The organism is Noviherbaspirillum agri, from assembly GCF_054780595.1.
On sequence record NZ_BAAGWA010000024.1, the window covers coordinates 1 to 22,385 of the forward strand.

The 22,385-nt window shown below is 56.9% G+C and carries 22 protein-coding genes and 3 pseudogenes; 10 read left to right on the forward strand and 15 right to left on the reverse strand.

Features of this window, described 5'->3' with window-relative positions:
- A partial coding sequence (locus ACYVIA_RS21760; RefSeq protein ID WP_460844338.1) for a hypothetical protein occupies positions 1–216 on the forward strand: 216 nt, incomplete at its 5' end.
- A 464-nt stretch (positions 217–680) separates the two neighbouring features.
- Here ACYVIA_RS21760 and ACYVIA_RS21765 read toward each other — a convergent pair.
- From ACYVIA_RS21765 to ACYVIA_RS21810, 10 genes are all read right to left on the reverse strand, one after another.
- Positions 681–1,340, reverse strand: coding sequence for a DsbA family protein (locus tag ACYVIA_RS21765; protein WP_460844340.1), 660 nt, complete (start codon positions 1,338–1,340; stop codon positions 681–683).
- Positions 1,337–1,807 carry a disulfide bond formation protein B gene (locus tag ACYVIA_RS21770; RefSeq protein ID WP_460844342.1) on the reverse strand — a complete coding sequence of 157 codons (471 nt, stop codon included), beginning with the start codon at positions 1,805–1,807 and terminating at the stop codon, positions 1,337–1,339. The genes ACYVIA_RS21765 and ACYVIA_RS21770 overlap by 4 nt, the downstream gene beginning before the upstream one ends.
- A gap of 73 nt (positions 1,808–1,880) precedes the next feature.
- Entirely contained in the window at positions 1,881–2,312 is a 432-nt protein-coding gene (locus ACYVIA_RS21775; RefSeq protein WP_460844344.1) for a hypothetical protein, read from the reverse strand.
- A 76-nt stretch (positions 2,313–2,388) separates the two neighbouring features.
- Positions 2,389–5,562, reverse strand: a complete 3,174-nt coding sequence (locus ACYVIA_RS21780) for a CusA/CzcA family heavy metal efflux RND transporter (protein WP_460844347.1) — start codon at positions 5,560–5,562, stop codon at positions 2,389–2,391.
- Positions 5,563–5,580: 18 nt separating this feature from the next.
- Positions 5,581–7,134 (reverse strand): efflux RND transporter periplasmic adaptor subunit, encoded by a 1,554-nt coding sequence (locus tag ACYVIA_RS21785; RefSeq protein WP_460844349.1) that lies wholly within the window; start codon positions 7,132–7,134, stop codon positions 5,581–5,583.
- A 9-nt stretch (positions 7,135–7,143) separates the two neighbouring features.
- The gene (locus ACYVIA_RS21790) at positions 7,144–8,439 is read right to left on the reverse strand and encodes a TolC family protein (RefSeq protein WP_460844351.1); all 1,296 of its coding nucleotides are present in this window, start codon (positions 8,437–8,439) and stop codon (positions 7,144–7,146) included.
- Positions 8,440–8,523: 84 nt separating this feature from the next.
- The gene (czcI, locus tag ACYVIA_RS21795) at positions 8,524–8,913 is read right to left on the reverse strand and encodes a cation efflux protein, CzcI family (protein ID WP_460844353.1); all 390 of its coding nucleotides are present in this window, start codon (positions 8,911–8,913) and stop codon (positions 8,524–8,526) included.
- Positions 8,885–9,649: a transglutaminase-like domain-containing protein gene (locus ACYVIA_RS21800; protein WP_460844355.1), complete on the reverse strand. Its 765-nt coding sequence runs from the start codon at positions 9,647–9,649 to the stop codon at positions 8,885–8,887. The genes czcI and ACYVIA_RS21800 overlap by 29 nt, the downstream gene beginning before the upstream one ends.
- A 130-nt stretch (positions 9,650–9,779) precedes the next feature.
- On the reverse strand, positions 9,780–9,983 hold the full coding sequence (locus tag ACYVIA_RS21805; RefSeq protein ID WP_460844357.1) for a hypothetical protein: 204 nt from the start codon (positions 9,981–9,983) through the stop codon (positions 9,780–9,782).
- Between the two features lie 126 nt (positions 9,984–10,109).
- Positions 10,110–12,563, reverse strand: coding sequence for a heavy metal translocating P-type ATPase (locus ACYVIA_RS21810; RefSeq protein WP_460844359.1), 2,454 nt, complete (start codon positions 12,561–12,563; stop codon positions 10,110–10,112).
- 96 nt (positions 12,564–12,659) lie between these two features.
- Between ACYVIA_RS21810 and cadR the strand changes: the two genes are divergently transcribed.
- Positions 12,660–13,142 (forward strand): Cd(II)/Pb(II)-responsive transcriptional regulator, encoded by a 483-nt coding sequence (gene cadR, locus ACYVIA_RS21815; protein ID WP_460844361.1) that lies wholly within the window; start codon positions 12,660–12,662, stop codon positions 13,140–13,142.
- A gap of 277 nt (positions 13,143–13,419) precedes the next feature.
- On the opposite strand, the gene merR is transcribed toward cadR, so the two are convergent.
- The gene (gene merR / locus ACYVIA_RS21820; RefSeq protein WP_460844363.1) at positions 13,420–13,830 is read right to left on the reverse strand and encodes an Hg(II)-responsive transcriptional regulator; all 411 of its coding nucleotides are present in this window, start codon (positions 13,828–13,830) and stop codon (positions 13,420–13,422) included.
- Between the two features lie 41 nt (positions 13,831–13,871).
- Between merR and merT the strand changes: the two genes are divergently transcribed.
- The 4 genes from merT to ACYVIA_RS21840 all read left to right on the forward strand — a co-directional run bounded on the left by merT (position 13,872) and on the right by ACYVIA_RS21840 (position 15,037).
- The gene (gene merT / locus ACYVIA_RS21825) at positions 13,872–14,243 is read left to right on the forward strand and encodes a mercuric ion transporter MerT (RefSeq protein WP_460844365.1); all 372 of its coding nucleotides are present in this window, start codon (positions 13,872–13,874) and stop codon (positions 14,241–14,243) included.
- An 11-nt stretch (positions 14,244–14,254) separates the two neighbouring features.
- Positions 14,255–14,533 (forward strand): mercury resistance system periplasmic binding protein MerP, encoded by a 279-nt coding sequence (gene merP, locus ACYVIA_RS21830; RefSeq protein ID WP_460844366.1) that lies wholly within the window; start codon positions 14,255–14,257, stop codon positions 14,531–14,533.
- Between the two features lie 3 nt (positions 14,534–14,536).
- Entirely contained in the window at positions 14,537–14,758 is a 222-nt protein-coding gene (locus tag ACYVIA_RS21835) for a GDCCVxC domain-containing (seleno)protein (RefSeq protein WP_460844367.1), read from the forward strand.
- 129 nt (positions 14,759–14,887) lie between these two features.
- A complete protein-coding gene (locus ACYVIA_RS21840) occupies positions 14,888–15,037 on the forward strand; it encodes a hypothetical protein (RefSeq protein ID WP_460844369.1) in 150 nt (49 codons plus the stop codon).
- 228 nt (positions 15,038–15,265) lie between these two features.
- On the opposite strand, the pseudogene ACYVIA_RS21845 reads toward ACYVIA_RS21840, so the two are convergent.
- The 3 pseudogenes from ACYVIA_RS21845 to acuR form a co-directional block, all read right to left on the reverse strand.
- A pseudogene (locus ACYVIA_RS21845) lies at positions 15,266–15,846 on the reverse strand (peroxidase-related enzyme).
- A gap of 56 nt (positions 15,847–15,902) precedes the next feature.
- Positions 15,903–16,887: pseudogene (gene acuI, locus ACYVIA_RS21850) on the reverse strand (acrylyl-CoA reductase (NADPH)).
- Positions 16,888–17,000: 113 nt separating this feature from the next.
- Positions 17,001–17,653, reverse strand: a pseudogene (acuR, locus tag ACYVIA_RS21855) (acrylate utilization transcriptional regulator AcuR).
- Positions 17,654–18,154: 501 nt separating this feature from the next.
- Between acuR and ACYVIA_RS21860 the strand changes: the two are divergent.
- Positions 18,155–18,454 (forward strand): helix-turn-helix domain-containing protein, encoded by a 300-nt coding sequence (locus ACYVIA_RS21860; protein WP_460844370.1) that lies wholly within the window; start codon positions 18,155–18,157, stop codon positions 18,452–18,454.
- On the forward strand, positions 18,441–19,685 hold the full coding sequence (locus ACYVIA_RS21865; RefSeq protein WP_460844372.1) for a type II toxin-antitoxin system HipA family toxin: 1,245 nt from the start codon (positions 18,441–18,443) through the stop codon (positions 19,683–19,685). The genes ACYVIA_RS21860 and ACYVIA_RS21865 overlap by 14 nt, the downstream gene beginning before the upstream one ends.
- A gap of 186 nt (positions 19,686–19,871) precedes the next feature.
- On the opposite strand, the gene ACYVIA_RS21870 is transcribed toward ACYVIA_RS21865, so the two are convergent.
- Positions 19,872–20,042 carry a hypothetical protein gene (locus ACYVIA_RS21870; protein WP_460844373.1) on the reverse strand — a complete coding sequence of 57 codons (171 nt, stop codon included), beginning with the start codon at positions 20,040–20,042 and terminating at the stop codon, positions 19,872–19,874.
- Positions 20,043–20,469: 427 nt separating this feature from the next.
- Between ACYVIA_RS21870 and ACYVIA_RS21875 the strand changes: the two genes are divergently transcribed.
- On the forward strand, positions 20,470–20,970 hold the full coding sequence (locus ACYVIA_RS21875) for a hypothetical protein (RefSeq protein WP_460844375.1): 501 nt from the start codon (positions 20,470–20,472) through the stop codon (positions 20,968–20,970).
- A gap of 247 nt (positions 20,971–21,217) precedes the next feature.
- Positions 21,218–22,330 carry an ATP-dependent DNA helicase DinG gene (locus ACYVIA_RS21880; protein ID WP_460844377.1) on the forward strand — a complete coding sequence of 371 codons (1,113 nt, stop codon included), beginning with the start codon at positions 21,218–21,220 and terminating at the stop codon, positions 22,328–22,330.
- The last annotated feature ends 55 nt before the right edge of the window (positions 22,331–22,385 follow it).

Here is a 22,385-nt window from a genome sequence, read left to right on the forward strand (position 1 = left end):
CTTTACCTGGTGCCCTTGCCGTACCTGTTTCGCTCGATGCCGCTCTGTCCACATGGCAAATCCTCCTGCGCTTTTCGCGCATCAGACTGCCAACTTACACTTTTTCGAGTTTTCAAACAGGCTGTTAACCGTCCTTCGGCTGTTTACGTCAACGACATGCCGAAGGTCGGCACAGCCTGTTGGCTACGTCAGGGGCTGCACCATGCCAAGTACTAGACGGTTATGGTCCCGCACCGAAGTGGCGCAGACGACCGAGGCTGTGTGAAAACGCAGGAAAAAGCTGGTTTCAGAAAAAACGGCCTTCCAGAATGCGCTGTAATCGACGATCGCCGACTTCGGAAAGGTAAGAGCCCCCTGAAAACGTACACATTGCGAGTTTTCACACGGCCTCGACCCGTAGCTGCCTCTCAGCTAGAAGAAAAGCGGACGTACACGCGCAAAATACCGGTGTGACGTCCTATCTGAGTTGTACTTCAGGTTCCGGTGGAGAGAGCCACTTTCCAAATCGACTTCCCTGATTCCTCGCTATCGAGCCATAGGGAGACCCTCGACTCTATGCCACGATCCAGCAATGAGCGAAACGACAAATTCGGTAACGAAAACCGTGATCCGTTGCACATCCCGAATGGCTTCAACGCTCCACTTTCAATACCGGCTCTCGCCTGTGCCGCTTTGCCGTCTTAGCCACCCTTCGACGATTTTTCCAGTTCTTCACGCACCAATTTCAGCAACTGCTGATCGCCAAAGGACGGTAAAGGCCGTCCATTCACAAAAAACTCAGGCGTCTTTTGGACATTCAGCGCCTTCAGGTCGGCACGATCCTGCTCGATGAGTCGCGCGATCTCCGGCGACTGCATATCGATCTTTAGCCGCTCCACGTCCAGACCTAACGGCGCGAGGTACTGCCATACGAGATCGAGGCGCGCAACATGGTGCTGCGTCCAGCCGCCCTGCGATGCGAACAATGCTTCCAGCGCCTGCCAATACTTGCCTTGCTTGCGCGCAGCCTCCAATACCTTCACGATGTCTTCCGAACCCTGATGAAATGGTGCATAGCGCACCGAGAGGCGGATCTTGTCGGGGTTGGCGGCCATGATGTCTTTGACGAACGGATAGAACGCCGCACAGCCCTCGCATGCCGGGTCCAGGAATTCGACGATCTGGACTGGCGCCTGCGCGTTTCCAGTCGAGGGAGCGTGGAAGCGGACGAGCGCTTCCCGGTTCTGCGTGACCGTTTGTGTTGCCTGCTCGGCCTTTTGGCCCTTATACAACTGGGTGGCTATTCCGAACGCCGCGGCAAGGACGACGATGGCCATGATGAAGATGGTTTTCTGTTTCATTTGCGAGTCCTGAAGAAAGTGGCTATCAGCAAGGCGTTAATGGCGGTAAAGGCAGCGACCGAAAGCAGCGGGATGGTTACAAAGCCGAGCCATTCGACCTCCACCTGCGAGCAAGGAACGCCTTGCCTGCAGGGCGTCATGGCTTCCGGTATCACGCCCTCGATGAGCAGCAAGTGGTATACCGCAACGGACCATCCGACGATCGACAGCGGCAGGGCGTAGCGCCATACCCTCGTATCGTGCGGAAAAAGCCCGACAGCCAGCACAAAGGCCAGCGGGAACATGAAGATGCGCTGATACCAGCACAACACGCAAGGCGCGTATCCCATGATTTCGCCCAGAAATAGCGCGCCCAACATGGAAGCGGCGGCGATCAACCAGGCGGTAAAGACGAGTGGCCAGGTGGCCTCTGCGCGCGAGCGGTCATATTCTCGCGTCGCGGCAGTTCCGGCAGCTAACTTACCCATTGTCGTGATCCTAATGGTGGGGACGCTCGCTCGCCGCCAGCATCTCGGCTGGACGGCTGGCATAGGACCGAATTTACTTCAGCGTGAACTTCACGTTGTTGGCCTTGCCTTCGACCTTGATGGAGCCCGCCACCTTGGTGCCCGGCTGTACTTTGAAATCGCCTTTTGCCTGCAGCTTGTTTTCGCCGGCCGGTGCCAGCTTAACGTCCGATTTTCCGGCGCCCGACAGCAATGTCAACGACGCGGATGCGTCCTTGGTATCAACAGGCTTGCCGTGGTCGCTGACGTACAGCGTGATGGTGTCAGGCTTGGCGACCAGCTCGTAGTTCACATCCTTGACGACGGAGACGACACCGCCGTACTGCGGCTTGGCCTCGTGCGCGTGCTCGCCGCCCTTCTTGTCATCGTGGTTGTGTCCCTTGTGGTCATCGGCAGCTAAGGCAGCGTGCGATGCGGACAGGGCGAGGGCAGCGAACAATGCAGTGGAAATCTTCGTCAATTTCATAGTTTCTCCTTTTGGTTAAACAGTAAAAATGGAAACTTCGGTGTTGCCGTCGCGCTTGGAGCGCGAGCGGCTACAGTCAAGCAGGTACGGAAACTGGCTTTCCTTCCAGGGCGATTTCTGCCTCTTCGTCCTTCCGGTAAGCGATCCCGTACAGCAGCGGCAGCACCAGAAGCGTTAGCGCCGTCGACGACAGGATTCCGCCAATGACCACCGTAGCCAGCGGACGTTGCACTTCCGCACCGGTGCCGGTGGCAATTGCCATCGGTACGAAGCCGAGCGACGCGACGAGCGCGGTCATCAGTACCGGTCGCAGGCGCGTCAGTGCGCCTTCCCGGATTGCCTGTTCCAGTGACCGGCCTTCCTCGCGTAGCGTGCGGATGAACGAGATCATCACGAGGCCGTTCAGCACCGCTACACCGGACAGCGCAATAAAGCCGACCGCTGCGGAAATGGACAGTGGAATATCCCTTAGCCAGAGAGCGACAATGCCACCAGTTAGCGCAAACGGAATCCCGCTGAATACGAGCAAGCCGTCCTTAATGTTGCCGAACATTGCAAACAGCAGAGTAAAGACCAGCAGCAACGCGACCGGCACTACCACCTGCAGGCGCTGTGTCGCCGATTGCAACTGCTCGAACTGGCCGCCCCAGGTGGTCCAGTAACCGGCCGGGATCTTCACCTGCTGCCGGATCTGCGCTTCGGCCTCCGATACGAACGAACCGATGTCACGGCCCCGCACGTTGGCGCTGATGACGATGCGGCGCTTGCCGTCCTCCCTGCTGATCTGGTTCGGGCCAGGCGCCAACTCAAGATTTGCGATTTCACCAAGTGGAATGAAAGCGGTACGTCCATTGCCGTTATCCCCGCGCGGCAGGGAAATTGGCAGGCGCTTCATCGCTTCAAGGTCAGTGCGCAAGCGTTCTGGCATGCGGACGATGATGTCGAAGCGGCGGTCCCCTTCAAACAGGGCGCCGGCCTCCTTGCCGCCAATTGCTGTAGCCACGGTTTCCTGCACATCGGCGACATTTAAGCCATACCGTGAAGTCTTGTCGCGGTCGATGTTCACGGTTAGCATCGGCAGCCCGGTGGTTTGTTCTACCTTGACCGCATCGGCACCGGGAATCCGTCCCAGGACCGCAGCAATCTTCGCCGCACTGTCGTTCAATGTGTCCATGTCATCGCCAAACAGCTTGACCGCAACGTCGCTGCGCACGCCGGAGATCAATTCGTTGAAACGCATCTGAATGGGCTGTGTAAACTCATAATTACTGCCAGGCACTTTGGCGACCGCAGCTTGTATGGCCGCTGTGATCTCGTCTTTACTGCGTTTTGGCTCGGGCCATTCCGATTCAGGTTTGAGCATCACAAAATTGTCGGCAACGTTGGGCGGCATGGGATCGGAAGCAATTTCCGGGGTCCCGATCTTGGCGAACACGCGCTCCACTTCCGGAACTTGCTTGATTGCTCGCTCAAGCTCGCTTTGCATCGCTACCGATTGAGACAAGCTGGTTCCCGGAATGCGCAAAGCGTGCAGCGCAATATCCCCTTCGTTCAGACTCGGGATAAATTCGCTGCCCATTCGGGTTGCAAGCAAGGCGGACAGGATCACGGTGACAGCAGTGAAGGTCAGTACGACCGGCTTGTTCGCCATAACCATGTCAAGCGCCGGTGCATACCAGCGCTTGGCGCCCTGCATCAGGATGTTTTCCTTTTCGGCCACTTTGCCACGGATGAACAGAGCCACTGCAGCCGGAATGAACGTGATCGACAGAATCATTGCGCCGATCAATGCAATGACGACGGTGAACGCCATCGGATGGAACATCTTTCCTTCGACCCCAGACAGCGCAAAGATCGGCAGGTAGACAACCATGATGATGAGCTGACCGTAAAGCAATGGCCGCCGTGCCTCCTGTGACGCCGCGAACACCTCATGGAAGCGCTCCGCCCGCGTCAGCGGCCGGCCATGATGTGCCTGTGCATGGGCCAAGCGGCGCACACAGTTCTCCACAATCACGACCGCACCGTCGATGATGATGCCGAAGTCGAGTGCACCCAGGCTCATCAGGTTCGCGCTGACTTTGTTGCCAACCATGCCGCTGAAGGTGAACAGCATCGCCAGCGGAATCACCAGGGCGGTAATGATCGCCGCCCGGATATTGCCCAGGAAGAGGAACAGAATCGCAATGACCAGCACTGCGCCTTCCAAGAGGTTCTTTTTCACCGTGTTGATCGCCTTGTCGACCAGGATCGTCCGGTCGTAGACGGTGATGGCCTGCACGCCTTCCGGCAAGGTGCGGTTGATCTCCACCATCTTCTTGTCGACCGCCTGCGATACCGTGCGGCTATTCTGGCCGATCAGCATGAACACGGTGCCAAGCACGACCTCGCGGCCATTCTCGGTGGCGGCGCCAGTGCGCAGTTCGCGTCCGATCTCGACGTCAGCCACATCACGGACGCGGATTGGCACCCCCTGCACATTGCTGAGGATGACGTTGCGGATGTCTTCCATCGATTGGACCTGTCCGGGCGCACGGATCAGCAACTGCTCGCCACGTTTTTCTATGTAACCGGCGCCGGCATTATTGTTATTGCGGTCCAGCGCGGTGACGATGTCCTGCAGGCCGAGGCCATACGAGGCGAGCCGTTCCGGGTTGGGAGCAATCTGGTATTCCTTGGCATAGCCACCGATAGTATTGATTTCGGTGACGCCAGGAACATTGCGCAGTTGCGGCTTGATGATCCAGTCCTGGATTTCACGCAGGTCGGTCGACGTGTATGGGGTGCCGTCCGGCTTCTTCGCACCTTCCTTGGCTTCAACGGTCCACATGTAGATTTCACCGAGGCCAGTTGAAATCGGCCCCATTGCTGGCGTGATACCGGCCGGTAAGCGCTCCTTCGCTTCCTGAATTCGCTCGTTCACCAGTTGGCGTGCGAAGTAAATGTCGGTGCCATCCTTGAAAATCACCGTTACCTGCGACAAGCCGTAGCGCGACAGAGAGCGGGTCTGCTCGAGATGCGGCAAGCCGGACATCACAGTTTCGAGCGGAAAGGTAATGCGTTGCTCGGTCTCCAGCGGGGAGTAACCGGGCGCTTCACTGTTGATCTGGACCTGCACATTGGTAATGTCCGGCACAGCGTCAATCGGCAGCTTCTGGTAGCTGAAGATGCCGATTAACGCCATACCGAACACGGCCAGCATGACTAGCCATCGCTGCTCGATAGCGAAACGTATGATGCGTTCAAACATGATGTTCTGCCTCTCGCATCAGTGGGTATGCTCGGCACTGGCTTTGCCCAGTTCCGACTTGATGACGAAGCTACCGGGGCCAGCATACTGGCTGCCGGCTTTGATTCCCTTCACGACCTCGACGACCTTGCCGTCGCTGCGTCCGAGCGTGACCGGCGTGGGCAGGAAGCCACCCGGCACACGGACAAACACGGTCGGCTTGTCGTTGACGGTGTGAACCGCTTCGGTAGAGACGGTGACGGGTACCTCCGCTTCGTTCGATACGACCTCGACGTTGACGAACAGGCCGGGACGCCATGCCATTTGCGGGTTGTTCAGCGTCACACGGGCTTTTGCGGTACGGGTTTGTTCGCCCAACAGCGAACCGACATAGCTGATCGTGCCCGGGGCCTTGGCATCGAAAGCGGTGGCGCGCACGGTCACTTTTTCGCCCACGCGCACGGCAGCCAAGTCCTTCGGCGGCACGGCAAGTTCAGTCCAAACGGTAGACAGGTCGGAAATTGTGAAGATGCTCGCGTCTTCTTTCACCGCCTCGCCCAGTGAAATGTGCTTTTCCACCACGATGCCGTCAAAAGGCGCCCGGATCTCATAGCTGTTGAGCGCACCGGACCCGCCGGCGCTTGCACCCAGGGCGGTCAACTTTTGCTGCGCATTACGTACAGCAATCTCGGATTCCTGCATCGCTTGCTCTGCCTGCAGGTAATCCTGTTCTGCTGAAATCTTGTCTTGCCAGAGCTTCTTTTCGCGCTCGTGCGTCGTCTTGGCCAGTGCGAAGCGCTTTTGTGCAGCGAGCAGCTCGCTGCGTTGCTCTGACAGCCCGGTGCTGGCGATAACGGCCAATACCTGACCCTTTTTCACCTTCTGGCCGAGATCCGCCTGGACTTTCTCAACCACGCCGGCAAGGCGCGGTACGACGTGGGCCGTGCGGTCTTCGTTGAAATGGATTTCACCCGGTAAGGTCAGTGCGGTCTTGATCTTCGCCGCTCCCGCAGTCTGGATCGTGACGCCGGCCGCTTTGACCTGAGCATCACTCAGTTCGAGCTTGCCTTCCTGCTCGGCAAAGCTGAACAGGAATGGCTCGTTCGCCGTCTGTACCGCAACTGTGGCTTCAAAAATATGCGGCTCGGCGACCGGCGCGGTGCTTTTCAGGTAGTCCTTCTCTGGTTTGAACGTGATTTCCTGCTGCTCGCCATCCGGTCGGGTCAACGTTACGGATACTGTGGCGCTATTGGGCGGAACGGGCTTGTCCTTGTTGAACAGGTAGACGTGAAAGCGCGGCTCGCCGCCTTCCTCAGCCAAGAGGATTTCCAATCCAAAGTCTTCTTCGGTGAACAGCTTGCCGCCATGCGGGCCTTTGGCTTGATGTTCATCTTCATGGCCTTCGTGCTCATCATGGCCGTGCTTGTCTTCGCCATGGCCAGCATCGGCATGCGTGTCCGCGTGCCCACCGTGGCCGTGTTCATCTGCCGGCTTGGCTTTTTCCATGGTCAGGATGAGAGCGCCCAACAGCACACCAATGATGACAATGGCAGCAATAGAAAGGGTTTGTTTGGTGGTTAAATTGATTTTCATGGGTAACTCTTATTGCTTTGTGGCGGACAGAGATTCGCCGAGAATGCGGTCGATGTCGGCGGCGGCGCGGTGCGCTTCGGACAGAGTGCGCAGATATTGGGATTGCGCTTGCAGCAAGGTGCGTTGTGCGTCAAGCACGTCAAGGAAGTTGAATTTGCCGTACTCGAAACCCTTGGTTGCTGCTTCGTACGCGCTTTGCGCGCCCGGCAGGATTTCTTTCTGTAGGGCCTCGGCCTCCTCGCGCGCAATGTTCAGGCGCTCGTAGGCCTGGGCGATTTCACCGTCCAGCCGGACCTCCGTTGCGGACAGCTCATCACGCGCCTTGTCGGTGCGGCGCAGTGCCTCCAGTACATTGCCACGGTTGGTGTCAAACAGCGGCAGCGGAATGGAAACACCAACAATCGCTTGGTTGCGGCCCAGTTCCTCAGAGCGTTTGACGCCGAGACTGACCGTGACGTCAGGAATGCGTCGGCTGCTTTCCAGTTGCGCCAGTGCCTGGCGGCGGTCCAGTTCGGAACGTGCTCGCAGCATGGCTGGGGCTGAAGCAACCCGCCCCGACAGGTCCTTCATGGCGGGCAATTCGGGCAACGCGTCGAGCCGACCATCAGCCCGCTCGAACTGTGGTGCCGGGTTGCCCCATGTTGACGCTAGTCGTTTCCGGGCAGCCGCCAGCTCCATCCTTGCCTGGCTGAGTTCCAGCCGAACGCTTGATTCGGCCACTCGTGCTTTGGTTTCTTCTACGGGCGAGACCTTGCCTGCCGTCACGCGCCGGGCTGCTGCATCGGTCCCGCGTTGGGCGAGCTTGGCCGATTCTTCAGCTAGTCGCATGCGCTCTTGTGCAACGAGCACATCAAAGAACGCGGCGATAACGGCGGCGCGCACTTCCGCGCGCTTGGCCTGGAACTCGGCAGCGGCAGCATCCTTGCTGCGCTCTGCAGCAGTCAGGCGGGCACTGCGCTTGCCGCCCAGCTCGATTGGCTGGCTAAGCAGGAAAGTCGTCTCGCGCGTCTCGCGGCGGCGGTCTTCCACTGACATTTCGAGTGCAGGATTTGGCAATGCGCCGGCTTGCAGGACGGTTGCTTCGACCGCCTGCAGCTCATACCGAGCGGCAGACAATTCCGAATTGGCATCCATTGCCATGCGTAATGCGGTGGACAGGGTAAGCGGTCCGCTGCCTTCGATCAGGCGAGCGGACTGGTCGGCGGCTGCCGGAAGAACGGCACTATGCCCGGGAACGGCAACATGCTGCGCCGCCACGGGTAACACAACTGCCGTCAAACTCAACGGCAACAAAAAACGGTACATCGAATTCTCCTGGTGAACGGGAACGAATTCGACGAGACGTCTGAACTACGCTGGTGGCGAAAAGAGGAGGACGGTCTCGTCGTGCTATGCGACGAGACGCCAATCAGGCCGTTGCAGGCCGTCGGGGATATGCGAGGAATACGGTCGGGCAGGTTTTTCCACATGCGTGGCGCCTGTCGGGAGTGCGACTTCTGGCACCGCTGTCAGGAACGATACCTGGCAAGATAAATGGCAGTACCCGCAGTCGGCATGGACCTTGACCACCTTGTCGGCATCGTCCGGCAGGTCGGTTTGCACGTCATGCTGATGCGAGTGGTGGCCGAAGTGTTGCGTGCTCTTTTCATCTTCGTGCTGACAATACGCGGCGGCCGATGCCCAGGAGAACTGGAGCGGCAACAACGCAAGCAGGAAGATGAGCAGGAGTTTTTTCACGGGCGGAATAATATCATTGAACACTCGCACGGTTTGCTGCACATGTCGTGGCCAGATCAAAATTTGCCTCACCTCTGCGGATTTTTTCCACGCGGGCATTAAGCCGATGACGGATGAATCGTGAAAAAAGCAACCGTTTTAGCGGACTCATATTGACCCCGTGCTTAGCATAGAAGGCATCCGGTGAATCATAGATGCCGAGGTCTCGAGCAATGCCTTCCTGCTGAATTGCTGTATCGCAGCCTTTCCAACCGACATCGGGATTTGCGATGTTCTGTGTCGCAATCGCATATCCAACCAATCCCGAATTCACAGGTTGCGACTTCGATATGCCTCGTTGCACGGCGCCTAAGTAGTCATCATCCAGAATAACCCCTTCCAGCTTGACCCATTTGCCGTTAAACCAGACTTCAGCCCAGCTATGCAGGATCTCGGCCGGTGCAAGGCTGAACCAGAGACCCGTCACCGCGCCGCGCTGCAACGCCTTGTCGATGGTCGCCCCATGAAACCGGCACGCAATCCCGAGTGCGCGTAGCAAGGCCATCAGTAGCGTGGTCTTCGTATTGCATTGACCATAGCCATCCGCAAGGACAGCCGAAGCCGGAATATCGTCGGACGCGTTATAGCCGAACAGGATGTCATTCCTGACAAAGTCATACGCCGCGCGAATTTTGTCATCGGGTGTAGGTAGATGATGCCAGTCCCTGGCATGAATATGATCGCGGATCGCCGACGTATCGAAGTCCAGCAGAGGCGTGCTTTCGAGGTATTTTTTCATCTTGTGCGACCTTTCTTGGTTACGATTCAATTTCTCTCTGCAGTGGCGGCGGCCAACGCACGGACGCTATGGCACGGCTTCATAAGCCAGCACACGCTGGACGTGCTGGCCACGACTGCGAGCCGCCCAGTTACTTTGTAGGGCCTGACTGCGTCGGGTTTGCCCAATGTTGATGCCATATCATGTGGTTCATCATCATCTGTTGCATGGCCAAATACTGGTCCGTCATGTATTGGCGTTGTTTCATCTGTTCCGGCGTGAGCTTGGAGTAATAATCGCCCATACCGCGCCCCCCCATCATTGGACCACCCATCATGTGTCCGCCGCTCATCATGTGCCCACCGTTGCCCATCATCGGGCCGGCCCCCACATGCCATGCATCATTCCCATCGAATCCGGCATGGCCGTCCTTATAAGCGCGCAGTCATAAAAATCTTTAAGTTGGTCAATGTGTGTCCCATCAAGCGCTGAGGGCAAGCTTTGCTTGTGCTGCCTTTTCGCGTGCTTCCTGGATTTTTAATAGCCGCAAGCCATTTGCGACCACGATCAGACTTGCCCCCATATCGGCAAATACTGCCATCCACAAGCTCGCCTTGCCCATGACGGCAAACACGAAAAAGACCGCCTTGATGCCAAGGGCCAGCGTGATGTTTTGCGTAAGGATCATGCCCGCCCGGCGACTCAGGCGGATGAACTGCGGAATCTTGCGCAGATCGTCGTCCATTAACGCCACGTCGGCAGTCTCGATCGCCGAATCCGTACCGGCCGCCCCCATCGCAAAGCCGATACTCGACTTCGCCAGCGCGGGGGCATCGTTAATGCCATCTCCGACCATGCCGACGATCCCATGTGCGGCAATTTCACTCTCGATCGCTGCCAGTTTTCCTTCCGGGAGCAGGTTGCCGCGCGCATCATCGATGCCGACGTTTTGCGCGATGACGGTCGCCGTTTGCTGATTGTCGCCCGTAAGCATGACGGTGCGCACGCCCAGCGAATGCAACTCCGCGATCGCCTGCCGACTGGTTTCGCGCACGGTGTCGGCTACGCCTATGACGGCGATCGGCGCCGACTCGTCGCACAGCACCACAACGGTTTTGCCTGCACTCTCCAATTTGAAAAGCACCGCTTCCGTTTCCTGGTTACAGATGCCCAGTTCTTCCACTAAGCGGTGATTACCCAGGTAGAACCAGCGCTGGCCAATGCGCCCCTTCACGCCGCGTCCTGTCACAGCTGAAAAATCGGTGATTTCCACCACTTCTGCGCCCGAAGGATGCGATACCGAATATGCGCTGATGGCTCCGGAAGCCGGGTGATCCGAGCGCCCGGCCAGGCTCGCGGCCAATGCCAATGCGTTGGCATTATCAGAGCGCAGTGCAACGAAGTCCGTGACCGTTGGCTTGCCTTGCGTGATGGTGCCGGTTTTGTCCAGCGCAAGCGATTTCAGCAGGCGACCTTGCTCGAGATAAGCGCCGCCCTTTATCAGGATGCCGCGCCGCGCGGCTGCCGCGAGGCCGCTGACGATCGTGACAGGGGTGGAGATCACCAGGGCGCACGGGCACGCAATGACGAGCAGCACCAATGCCTTGTAGACCCAATCCAGCCAGGCTTGGCCGAACCCCAATGGCGGCACGATGGCGACCAAGAGCGCCAGCACAAAAACAGCCGGCGTGTAGACCTTCGCAAACTGGTCGACGAAACGCTGCGTGGGGGCGCGGCTTCCTTGGGCTTCTTCGACAGCATGGATGATGCGGGCAATCGTCGAATGCGTCGCCTCGGCCGTCACGCGAAATTCAAAGGAGCCGGTTTCATTGATCGTGCCGGCAAATACTTGGTCACCAACCGTCTTTGCGACAGGAATGCTCTCGCCGGTAATGGGCGCCTGGTTCACCGAGGACTGACCGTTTGTCACCTCGCCGTCAAGCGGTATCCGTTCGCCCGGGCGAACACGCGCCAGGCTTCCAGCCGCCACCTGCTTGACGTCAAGCTCGATCCAGCTGTCGTCAGTCTGCCGCACCGTGGCCTTTTCTGGCGCCATCGCCATCAGCCCGCGAATCGCATTGCGCGCGCGGTCCAGTGACAGTGCTTCGATCATTTCCGCCAGCGCAAACAGGAACATGACCATCGCCGCCTCGGGCCACTGGCCGATCAATACCGCGCCGGTCACCGCGATCGACATCAACGCATTGATGTTCAGATTGCGGTTTTTGAGTGCAATCCAGCCTTTCTTGTAGGTGTCCAAGCCGCCCATTGCAATGGAGAGCAGTGCCAGTGCCACCACAGGTAGCGAGGATTCGTCGCCAGTGGTAAAGGCTATCGCTTCCGCCCCGATCGCCGAGAGCCCGGCAATGCCCATCAACCAACGCTGCTTGCGCGGCACAACGGGTTTGCGTGCCTCTTCCTGTGCGACCGCAGACGATGCTTCCAAAATGGCCTGCATGCCGATTGAACGCAGTGCAGTCAAAATCGATGCCGCATCGGGGAAGCGGTGGCTGACCGTGAGTTTGCGTTGCATCAGATTGAATTCCAGTGCAACGATCTCTGGCATCGCCGCCAGTTTGTTGCGGATGAGCGCTTCCTCGGTCGGGCAGTCCATGTTTTCGATCACGAAGACAGCGCGTTTGCTTGCGTCGTCTTGTCCGTCATTTTCAACGGACGGATCCATGCCGAGCGCGGCGATCGCAGCCACAATTGGCGCTGGATCAGCGAGTCGATGCCGAATCGCCAGGCGGCGCTGCATCAAGTTGAAGTCCAGGCTGACTATGCCAGGCATGCCTTCGAGTTTCTGTCGAATCAGCGCTTCCTCGGTCGGGCAATCCATCTTGTCGACCTTGAGTGTTAGCACGCTATGCGCCGAAGGCTGGCTTACAGGCGCACTGGCCGTACAACCGCATACGTGGTTGGAACAGTTGCTCATTACCGCTCCCACAGAAAGTTTCTATAATGCGTATTTAAGACCCTCTAGCAACTAGAGAGTCAAGAGGGGCGCTTAATTAGCATCAAGGAAACTTTAATGAGTGCGAGGCTGAAAATCGGTGAACTGGCGAAGCAGACCGCTTGCCCAATCGAGACGATTCGCTTTTACGAGCTGGAAGGCCTATTGCCGGCACCAGCACGGTCCGAAGGAAACTTTCGGTTGTACAACGAGATGCATGTGGAGCGGTTGCTCTTCATTCGACATTGCCGTTCGCTCGACATGACCTTGGATGAGATTCGCAGCTTGCTCAGCTTTCGGGATGCACCAGAGAAAAACTGTGCCGAGGTCAATGTGCTGTTGGATAAGCACATCGAGCATGTCGCACGGCGAATCGAAGAGCTGAATGCACTGCAAAAGCACCTTACCGAATTGCGAAGTAGCTGCCTCACCGCGCATGCGGCAAAGGATTGCGGCATATTGCAGGGCTTATCCACGCAGGAAGGCGTACCGGCTGTAAAAGACGGGTCGCACGTGGGGTCCTGCCATTCAAGCTTGTTGTCAAAGCCGATTACTCACTGACTGGTTTGGCAGTCGTAAAACGTCATAATCGCGTCACGTACTGCAGGTCATACGAGATAAGCGACCGGCCGCAGTCAGTCTGAACCGATCATTTGTACCAACGTTACGGATGTTCGCTAATGGCCGTACTGAGTCCGAGTCGTGACTCGCGGCACCGACGGCTATCGGATGCCATCTGGACGTACCCTTGGGAGGAGCGACATGGAACCGTTGTTATTCGAGGTGGCCTGATAGAGTTTTGCAACAAATCCATTTGCCGAAGCCTGCTCCAACGCGGTCATGCCCCTTGCCGGAGTGATGCCACGAGAGGACACTTCATCTGTCCCTTGCCGGAAGCACAACGTCCCATCAACTGACCGAGAGCCGTCTCGATCTGCGCAAGATCAGCCAGTCGTTCACGCACATCCACGAGCTTTCGTTCTGCAAGGACACGGGCTTCTTCGCAGTGCGTCCCATCTTCGAGCCGGAGAAGTTCTTCCACCTCCACCAAGGTGAAGCCGAGCCGTTGCGCTCCCTTGATGAATCGCACACGGGCAAGGTCACTTTCTCCGTAACGCCGGATGCTGCCCTGGTGCCGATCAGGCTCCGACATGAGTCCTTTCCTTTGGTAGAACCGGATTGTCTCGACATTCACCCCGGCAGTAGCTGCAAGGACTCCGATTGTGAAGCTGTGTAGCTGGCTGTTCATTCACTTGACTCCGTACTTTGGTACGGTAGTAATCTTAGTCCATGAACACTGAACGTCCAACCGACAACGGGGAACGCATTGGACGCATTGGGCTTCTCGTAGGCACATTTGCGGCGATCCTAGCCTCGACCTGCTGCCTTGGGCCGTTACTCTTGCTCACTCTCGGCATTACAGGAGCGTGGATGGGCGACTTGATCGCACTGGAGCCATACCGCCCGTTCTTTATCGGCGTGGCATTGGTCGCCTTGGTGTTTGCTTGGCTACGCATTAGGCGGTCGGCAGAAGCATGCTCACCGGGACAAACCTGCGCAATCTCTCCAGCGACTCGCCTCTACAAGGTGATGCTCGTCGTAGTCGCTGGTTTGATTGCGGTTGCGCTTGGGTTTCCAGTGATAGCCCCTTGGTTTTATTGAAAGGAATCGCCATGAAGAAGATTGTTGCTTGTATAGCATTGACTGTTCTCTCCACATCGCTCTGGGCTGCGACCCAAACGCTCAAATTATCGATGCGAACAATGGACTGCGCCGCCTGTCCGATTACCATCAAGAAGGCTCTCATGAAGGTGCCGGGTGTAAGCAAGGCAGAAGTGAGCTTCGAGAAGAAGGAAGCAGTCGTAACATTTGACGACACCAAGACAAACGTCGATGCGTTGAAGAGCACGACCAAGGGGGTGGGATACCCGTCAACATTGGCAGCGAGTTGAGCCATGACCGACGTTGTCCTTGAGTCGGTCTTGACATGCCCTGTGTGCGGCCATAGTAGAGCCCAGGTGATGCCGACAGAAAGCTGTCAGTGGTTTTACGAATGTGAGCAGTGCCACACGGTTCTCAAGCCAAAGCCGGGAGATTGCTGCGTGTTTTGTTCTTACGGCACCGTCCCTTGTCCTCCCATCCAGGAGAGTGGCAAGGGGAGCAGTTGCTGTGGGTGAGGTGCGCCGCTTGTTCTGCAAATGCCACGTGATTGGCGTCCAGATCGGGAAAGGCATGCTTGTCTTTGATGCCGCTGACCTGTCTACATTCCTGACTACAACGGTAAAACAGACCGCCGTCAAACCCTCATGAACACCGGCCTTGAGGGAAAAACAAGCGCCCCCTCACCGCCGGATCCCGTCAGCTTCTACATCCTGAAGATTGCAGTCGGCACGGCTAATCCGGTCGTATCGCTGCCCTACCTAGGCGAGGAACCGCTATTCAACCGTCCGCTTTAGAGAGCTATCTCGGACCGGTGATCGGCGGCTAATGGCCGGTTTCCGACGTTCAATATTCCCTGTCGACCGGCGGCTGCCGATTAGCCAGCAGACGTTCATTGAAACTACTTGCGATGTAGCAGTTGTAACGTTTGTTTGCACGCATAGCTAACGATGCGTATATTTGTCGTGATAGGAGTACTGAACGCCCTACTCTTAAAAATTTCGAGCGTTGCAGTCGATTCTGCGTCACCGACCAAGTAAGTAGAACTCTGCGTTTGGACACATGCTCGACACGTTTGCCAGGCGATTGGACATGCCGAAGAGCGCAGTTATGCCTGCGATGTCCCCAAAATGTCGTCTTCGGTAAAGCCATGCGCGTTCAGTGCATCGAAGTCGGGTTCACCGACAAGGTGAGCACTCTGTGACACTTTTATGGCGAAATCCAGCATCGCCTTTTGCGGGTCCGTGATGTCTGCCTTGCGATAGTTGGTTGCGACCTGGTCGGTAATAAGCGGATTTTTTGCGCGAATGCGAACGATGGCCCCGTGCGCGATGACGCAGTACTGGCACTGGTTCGCGCTGCTCGTCGCCACAACGATCATTTCCCGCTCCGCCTTGGTCAGGTTGCCGGGCTTATCCATCAACGCGTCGTGATACGCAAAGAAAGCACGGAACTCATCGAGCCGGTGAGCGAGCGCCAAGAAGACGTTCGGAATGAATCCGGACTTTTCCTGAACGGCCATAATCCGTTCCCGAATATCTTCGGGCATGTCCTTCAGCTCCGGGACCGGGAAGCGGCTCACTGCAGGCTGCATTGCTTGCGTCATGATTGCCTCCGTATATTGATAAGGCAATGTGTTTAAACCTTGCTGCTCGTCTTTCGTTATTTATTAACGTCCACGACGACGCGGCCGCGCACTTCTCCGTTCAGGATGCTGCTGGCGAGGGGTATGACTTCTTCCAGACCGACCTCTTGGCTGATTTTTTCGAGCTTCTCGTGCTCCAGATCGGTACCAAGCCGCTGCCAGGCCTCTAGCCGGTCGCCGGGAGGACACATCACGCTATCGATCCCCACGAGCGTGACGCCGCGCAGGATAAACGTCGCGACTGTGGCCGGAAAATCCATGCCCGCGGCCAGACCACATGCCGTCACGACACCTCTGTACTTCGTCGTGGCGCAGACATTCGCAAGAACGTGGCTGCCGACGACATCCATGGCGCCGGCCCAACGTTCCTTGCCCAAGGGCTTGCCCGGGGAAGAGAACTCGGATCGGGCCAATACATCTTTAGCGCCAAGGTACTTCAGGTAGTCAGCGTCATGCGGCCAGCCGGTCACGGCAACGACCGAATAACCGAGTCTTGCGAGGATCGCGACGGCGACGCTTCCGACGCCTCCCGCTGCGCCTGTCACCAGGATTTCTCCGCTTGCCGGGTTGACCCCATGTCTTTCCAGCGCGAGCACGCACAACATTGCGGTATAGCCAGCGGTACCAATGGCCATCGCTTGCCGGGGCGATATGTTCGAGGGTTGCGGGATCAGCCAGTCACCATTCAGGCGTGCCTTCTGCGCGAGCCCACCCCAGTGCACTTCGCCGACTCTCCAGCCATTCAGCAACACCGGATCCCCGGCCTTGTATTCCGGGTGGAGTGCTTTCCTCGACGACGCCAACCAGGTCGATGCCGGGAATCATCGGAAACCTCCGTACCACCGGCCCCTTGCCTGTAATGGCCAACCCGTCCTTGTAGTTCAACGTCGAGTGACTAACGCTAACAGTGGCATTACCTTCGGGCAGTTGCGATTCGTCGAGATTCTTGACGGCTGCGCGGTACCCCGCTTCGTCTTTCTCGATCAAGATTCCTTTGAACATGCTGTTCTCCTCAAAATCTTATTCATCGTAAAAAACTCAGCTCAGCTTGGACTCGCCAAAAATCAAAGAAAAAATCGCGCAAAGACCGAAACTGACGTACGGGAAGTACTCGTTCAGCGCTTGCGCTGTTCCAGCAGTGTGAAAAAACCACTTGCAAAGGTGTCGATCGCGGTTGGCTCGAGCTCCAGCTTGGCCCTGAGGATCGCGCCTTCCCAGCCAATCCAGAAGAACGAGGCCAGGTGTGCGCAATCGTGCGCCGGGGCAATCTCGCCTGACTGTTGGCTTCCTTTAGGCAGCGCTCGGTCCGCAGCTGCCAATCCTGAAAAACCTCGGCAAGCTGTTGGCGAAAGGATTCCGGCAGAACAGCCATCTCTTGCCCCAGATTGCCAACCAGGCACCCGCGGCGATAGGCGTGCTTGGCCATGCCTTGCTTGGCATCTTCCACAAAATTGTGAAGCCGTTGCAGGGGTGAATAACTAGTATCTAGAAAGCAGCGGTCGAGCTTGCGCGCAAAGTAGTCTGCATAGGCAGCGATAAGCACCTGACCAAACGCTTCCTTGCTCGGAAAGTAATGGTAGAACGAGCCCTTCGGGACCGCGACCATCCGCAGAATTTCGTCAATGCCGACTGATGAATATCCCTTTTCCGTCATCACGGCCAACCCCGTGCGGATGAGCAGGGAGCGCGTTTCAGCGTAGCTTCCGCCGGCATTCTTTGGTGGCCTGCCGCGACGACGCTCGTCAGGGCGGGTACTTGATGTCTCCATAGCGAATAAATTAGACCGATTGGCTAATTATTTTTAAAAATTAGACGGTGTCTACAAAATTCGCCGAGGTGATCCCGCTATCATCAAATCTCTTGTTATTCCTATATGAGACACCAATCCTTGGTACTTTGGCTGGAACTTCGTTGCTGCCGGCATCGCGACACTGACGGTTGGCATGTGCGTTTCCATTGGCCCCTTTTTCTTGCGTGGACGCTTATCGATCCGCTCACTTTGCGATACAAACGAATGAGTCTCTCCGTAAAATACGCAAATCGGTGTACTGTGTGACGGATTCATGGTGTGGTTTGCCTGTCGAAATCTTTACGCGGCGAACTAGCTAGCAAGCAAGAATACGTTATAGATATCGCTTTAAGCATGTTAAGAAAATATTTATAACGTTTCATTTCTATTGACATCGTTTATAAACTACCTTTTAATGCCTATAAAAAGATATTTATAACGTGTTTCCAAGTGCCAAAAAAGAATCTCCACCCTGCGTCCGTGCCCACGCTCATTGAGGAGCGGCTTAGCCTTTGGGGGCTGACGATTCGCACGCAACGTAACCGCCAGCGGTTGCGCGCGGCGGATCTGTGTGTACGACTGGAAATTTCGGAGGCCACGCTGCGACGACTTGAACGCGGCGACCCCGGTGCCGGGGTCGGACTGTATCTGATGGCATTCCAGGTGCTTGGCGTTCTCGACGAATTAGCCCCTACTTCGCCAACGTCCCTATGGAATTCTGAAGGAGTGAAGCAACGCGTACGTCTGCCGTCGAAGGGAACCGACGGTGACTACTTCTAAACCGCTCTACGTTTATCTTCAGCGCCCCGATAACGGCGATTGGGTTACCGTCGGGCGCTATCTGTTTGACGAAACGCGGCAGACCGGCCTGTTTCGCTATGCCCCCAGCTATGTAGACGCCGGACTTGCGTGGAGCATCGATCCCGTTAACCTGCCGTTTCGCCCCGACCACGATTGGACGGCCGCACGGTATCGCGGCTTGCATGACGCATTACGCGATGCCTGTCCGGATGCTTGGGGGCGGACGCTGTTGCGTCGAGAGCACGGTATTCCAGAAAATGCGCCGGACTGGAAATATCTCGAAGCGAGTAGCAACGCGGAACGCTGGGGGGCATTGGCCATCGGCCGTACTCCCAAAGCATCTGTTGCGCATATCGCGAGTCCAAGGCTGCCGCAACTAGAGATGCTGGCAAAGGAACTGGTCGCGATCGCCCAGCATGCTCCTCCTGTCGATGCAAAGCTTCGGAAGAGGCTCGTTGCCACGCCGAGTATGGGGGGCGCACGGCCAAAGGCGACTGTCCGTGATGGTGATGCGTACTGGTTGGTCAAACCCTACCTACCCTCGGACATCGCCAATATCCCGCTACTCGAGCACTTCGCGCATACGTGGGGCCGGAATGCGGGCTTGAACTTCGCTGCAACGGCCTATCATCCGCTCAGTGCAGGGATTGGCGCTGTACGCGTGCTTCGCTTCGATCGCCACGTGGAGCGTCGCCTGATGGCCCTGAGCGGCGCCACGCTTTTGCAAACGGAGTATCCTGGCCACACACAGGCTTCGGAATGGAGCTATTCGCGCCTGGCGGAGGAATTGCGCCGTATTGGTGCGCCTCCCGAGGACAGACTGGAACTGTTCGGTCGCATGGTCTTCAACGCCGTCTGCGGCAACGATGACGATCATCCGCGTAACCATGCGGTGATTTTTCAACCGGCGGAAAATCGCTGGCGCCTTTCCCCTGCGTTTGATGTTGTCCCCAACCCGGACGAGGATGCACCGGTCGCACTATCCATGCAGCTTTCGCTTGGAATGAGGAACATTTCGAGTCAATCAATGCTGGGTGACCATGCGCGCTTCGGTTTCAGAAACCATGGAGAGGCTTCTTCGTACCTGCAGGATCTGCTCCAAAGGATCGAGCATAGTTTTGACACTGCTGCAGCAGACTTGAGCGATGATCTGCTGCAAAAAATGCAGTTGCGAATGCAGGGAAACCTAAAACTGCTGCGGAGCGGATGATGCGCTGGCTCGCCAATGCGAGAAGAAAAATAGCGACCAATGATGCAAGGCGCGGAACGTAGTCAGCCTTTAAGCGATTTGCGGTATGAGATCGGCTAAAAGCAAATCGAAACTTACTGCGCTACAGAGAGCGGTTATTCACGATGTGGCCGAAGCAAAAATTGGATCTTGCTACTACGGTGAATTCTATTGCTTACGTGAAGCGTCTCTCCGCTGAACGCGTTTCACTTCCTGTTTGATGCCTTGGATAGCGCCGACAAATGGCGCAAGGAAAAGTCTGATGTCATCCTTGATGGTTTCGCGGATATGGTTCCACAGGCCGCCTTCGATTCCTAATTGGTTCGGGTCCGTCATCATTCGTATCCTTATTTATTCTCAGATCATCATATCAGAGCTGCACTTCCTTATGATGGTGGTACGGTGCGCCTTTGCAAGCGGAAGGCGTTAAACAATTGCCATCGGAAAGCTTTTTCTCTTGCCGTCGTTGAATAAACGGTTACCCCGGTTCGCCAATGCTCCACCGAAAGGTAAACGATATCAGCGATTCCCTTTCCCGCAAGGCCCTCAGTAAAGCTAATAATTCGGAAAACGAAGTTGAGTTGCACACGGAAATGTTGGCGCCAGAATGAACTCACATCGCACATGCTACTTCCAACTGCCCCATAGCGGACAGCAATGTCTTCGTATTCGGATAACACCCTGAGAGTCCCGATAAATTCGCTCGATGGTCAGACTCGGAAGTGGCAATGGGCGTACCGTAATTCGATAACTTCCGGTGGCGACAATGAAAGAAAAGCAGAAAGCATCTGACGTGGTGTTGACCGAGCAAGGTCTTAAGTTGAAAGGAGTGGAAAAGATTTATCGTATTCGTTGCGATGCGCGCTATCAGGACGTTGTCCTGCACACTTGGCAGTTCGGCCGGATCGTGCGGCGCGACTTCAACCTGCTCTCCTACAAACTGTTTTTCGCGGTTCGCCGTGATGAACAACTCCGCAAGATCCGCTCCTTGCTGGATGATGTTGTGGAGGAAGCCGAAGTGCTGGACGCGATGACGCACCGGTATGAGCTCGACAAGCGTACGGACTCGACTGTTCTGAACCTGCGGATCGTCTCGGATGAGTCCCTACGATTGCTCGAAGCACTGCAGACCGGCGACAAGGCGCTGTCAAAGCTGAAGAACTCCGAGATGGCTGAAGTCGCCGAGGAGAACTGCATTCCCCTCTTCGCTGCATACCATCGCCTGAAGAACACCCTGCTCGAAGCGGGCCCCAACACCGCGAAGTAACCCTCCCACGGGGGCAATCCGCTTCGCGGTCCTGCCCCCTCCCATCGCGTCAGCGCCAAAACCGACTTACGCCGACACCTTCGGATGCGAACATGAATTCAGTCTCTCTGAGGAATTCATATGACCACCGAAACAGTTGCCGCGCCCTCCGCACAAGCACCCACCAAGCACGAAGCTCAGCTCGTCGCGTCCGTCTACAAGGCCTTGCCTGAGTTTCTTCCCGGTTGGCCGTGAGCAGCAGAAGGATATGATCAGGGTTGTTGCGCGCACGCTGGCCACCGAAACCACATCCATCGTTGAAGCGCCCACCGGAACCGGCAAAAGCTTCGGCTACCAGATTCCCGGCATGGTGCTCGCCATTGCACGCGACCGCCGCCTTGTCATCTCCACAGAGACCGTCAGCCTGCAGAACCAAATCGCCAACCGTGATCTGCTCCTGCTGAAGAAAATCATCGAACGCCTTGGAATGGAAGCGCCGAGCGTGGTGGTCAAAGGCCGCGAGCGTTATGTCTGCCCCCTACGTCTTCGTGAAAAATCCACGCAGGCCTCCCTCATTGATGACGAAAACGCCAATCAAGGTCTTGCCGAGATTGCCGATGCCTGGAGCGGTGATTGGGACGGCGTGCGTGACAGCCTTCCGGTGCGCGTGCCACACACCATCTGGGCGAAGGTCAACAACAACCGCCACGCTTGCACCAATGACCGTTGCCCCATGGCGAAGGAATGCCCGCACATGGACGTCAAGGCGCAGCTCAAGCAGGCGCGCATTGTCATTACCAACCATTCGTACCTGCTCTCCACCATTGCGGCCATGTCAGGATCCGAAGGGAACAAGAACCCTGTCACGGATTTTGAGAAGAACTATTACGTCTTTGACGAAGCGCACCACCTGCACGACCGCTGCATCGAGGCGTTCGCCAGTAAGGCGCTGATCGACGAGGACTTGCTGTATGAGGCGGCCGGGATGCTGGCGGCCATGGGAAGCACCAGTCAGGGACTGGTCCGACTGCGCGCGGAGGCAATGCGCGGGATCGGCGTTGCCCTTCGTGCGAACCTCAAAACCATCGTGGGCGGCGAAGGTGGAATGCATCGGTTCACCCTGGGTGCCGTGCCAAGCGTGCTGTCCGAGCTGGTGGAAGAGTATGCCGGCGTGCTGAAGGCGATTATCGACCTGATGAAGGAAGCCGTCGGCGACGCGAAGGAAAAGGAAGGCACACGCGCATCGGAGATGGTAATCGTTGGCAATGCCAGCGCCGTACTTGGTCAGCTGGAAGAAATGCACGATTCGCTAGTGTCCCGAGTTAGAAGTTCATTGAATTATTCTGCGTGTCAGTTGTCCGATGCATATTGGTTTTCATAGCGAGGACGGCATGGCAGGCAGACCGAAAGCCGAGTTGGTATTGAGCGCAACGGAA

What these genes read in the sequence shown, in the direction of transcription:
- ACYVIA_RS21880 (WP_460844377.1), top strand. Translation starts at nt 21,218, where the DNA reads ATGATCAGGGTTGTTGCGCGCACGCTGGCCACCGAAACCACATCCATC.
- ACYVIA_RS21810 (WP_460844359.1), bottom strand. Translation starts at nt 12,563, where the DNA reads ATGAGCAACTGTTCCAACCACGTATGCGGTTGTACGGCCAGTGCGCCT.
- ACYVIA_RS21770 (WP_460844342.1), bottom strand. Translation starts at nt 1,807, where the DNA reads ATGGGTAAGTTAGCTGCCGGAACTGCCGCGACGCGAGAATATGACCGC.
- ACYVIA_RS21765 (WP_460844340.1), bottom strand. Translation starts at nt 1,340, where the DNA reads ATGAAACAGAAAACCATCTTCATCATGGCCATCGTCGTCCTTGCCGCG.
- ACYVIA_RS21875 (WP_460844375.1), top strand. Translation starts at nt 20,470, where the DNA reads ATGAAAGAAAAGCAGAAAGCATCTGACGTGGTGTTGACCGAGCAAGGT.
- ACYVIA_RS21780 (WP_460844347.1), bottom strand. Translation starts at nt 5,562, where the DNA reads ATGTTTGAACGCATCATACGTTTCGCTATCGAGCAGCGATGGCTAGTC.
- merR (WP_460844363.1), bottom strand. Translation starts at nt 13,830, where the DNA reads ATGAACAGCCAGCTACACAGCTTCACAATCGGAGTCCTTGCAGCTACT.
- ACYVIA_RS21775 (WP_460844344.1), bottom strand. Translation starts at nt 2,312, where the DNA reads ATGAAATTGACGAAGATTTCCACTGCATTGTTCGCTGCCCTCGCCCTG.
- ACYVIA_RS21870 (WP_460844373.1), bottom strand. Translation starts at nt 20,042, where the DNA reads ATGATGACGGACCCGAACCAATTAGGAATCGAAGGCGGCCTGTGGAAC.
- ACYVIA_RS21840 (WP_460844369.1), top strand. Translation starts at nt 14,888, where the DNA reads ATGAACACCGGCCTTGAGGGAAAAACAAGCGCCCCCTCACCGCCGGAT.
- cadR (WP_460844361.1), top strand. Translation starts at nt 12,660, where the DNA reads ATGAGTGCGAGGCTGAAAATCGGTGAACTGGCGAAGCAGACCGCTTGC.
- merP (WP_460844366.1), top strand. Translation starts at nt 14,255, where the DNA reads ATGAAGAAGATTGTTGCTTGTATAGCATTGACTGTTCTCTCCACATCG.
- ACYVIA_RS21800 (WP_460844355.1), bottom strand. Translation starts at nt 9,649, where the DNA reads ATGAAAAAATACCTCGAAAGCACGCCTCTGCTGGACTTCGATACGTCG.
- merT (WP_460844365.1), top strand. Translation starts at nt 13,872, where the DNA reads ATGAACACTGAACGTCCAACCGACAACGGGGAACGCATTGGACGCATT.
- ACYVIA_RS21785 (WP_460844349.1), bottom strand. Translation starts at nt 7,134, where the DNA reads ATGAAAATCAATTTAACCACCAAACAAACCCTTTCTATTGCTGCCATT.
- ACYVIA_RS21790 (WP_460844351.1), bottom strand. Translation starts at nt 8,439, where the DNA reads ATGTACCGTTTTTTGTTGCCGTTGAGTTTGACGGCAGTTGTGTTACCC.
- ACYVIA_RS21835 (WP_460844367.1), top strand. Translation starts at nt 14,537, where the DNA reads ATGACCGACGTTGTCCTTGAGTCGGTCTTGACATGCCCTGTGTGCGGC.
- ACYVIA_RS21805 (WP_460844357.1), bottom strand. Translation starts at nt 9,983, where the DNA reads ATGATGAGCGGCGGACACATGATGGGTGGTCCAATGATGGGGGGGCGC.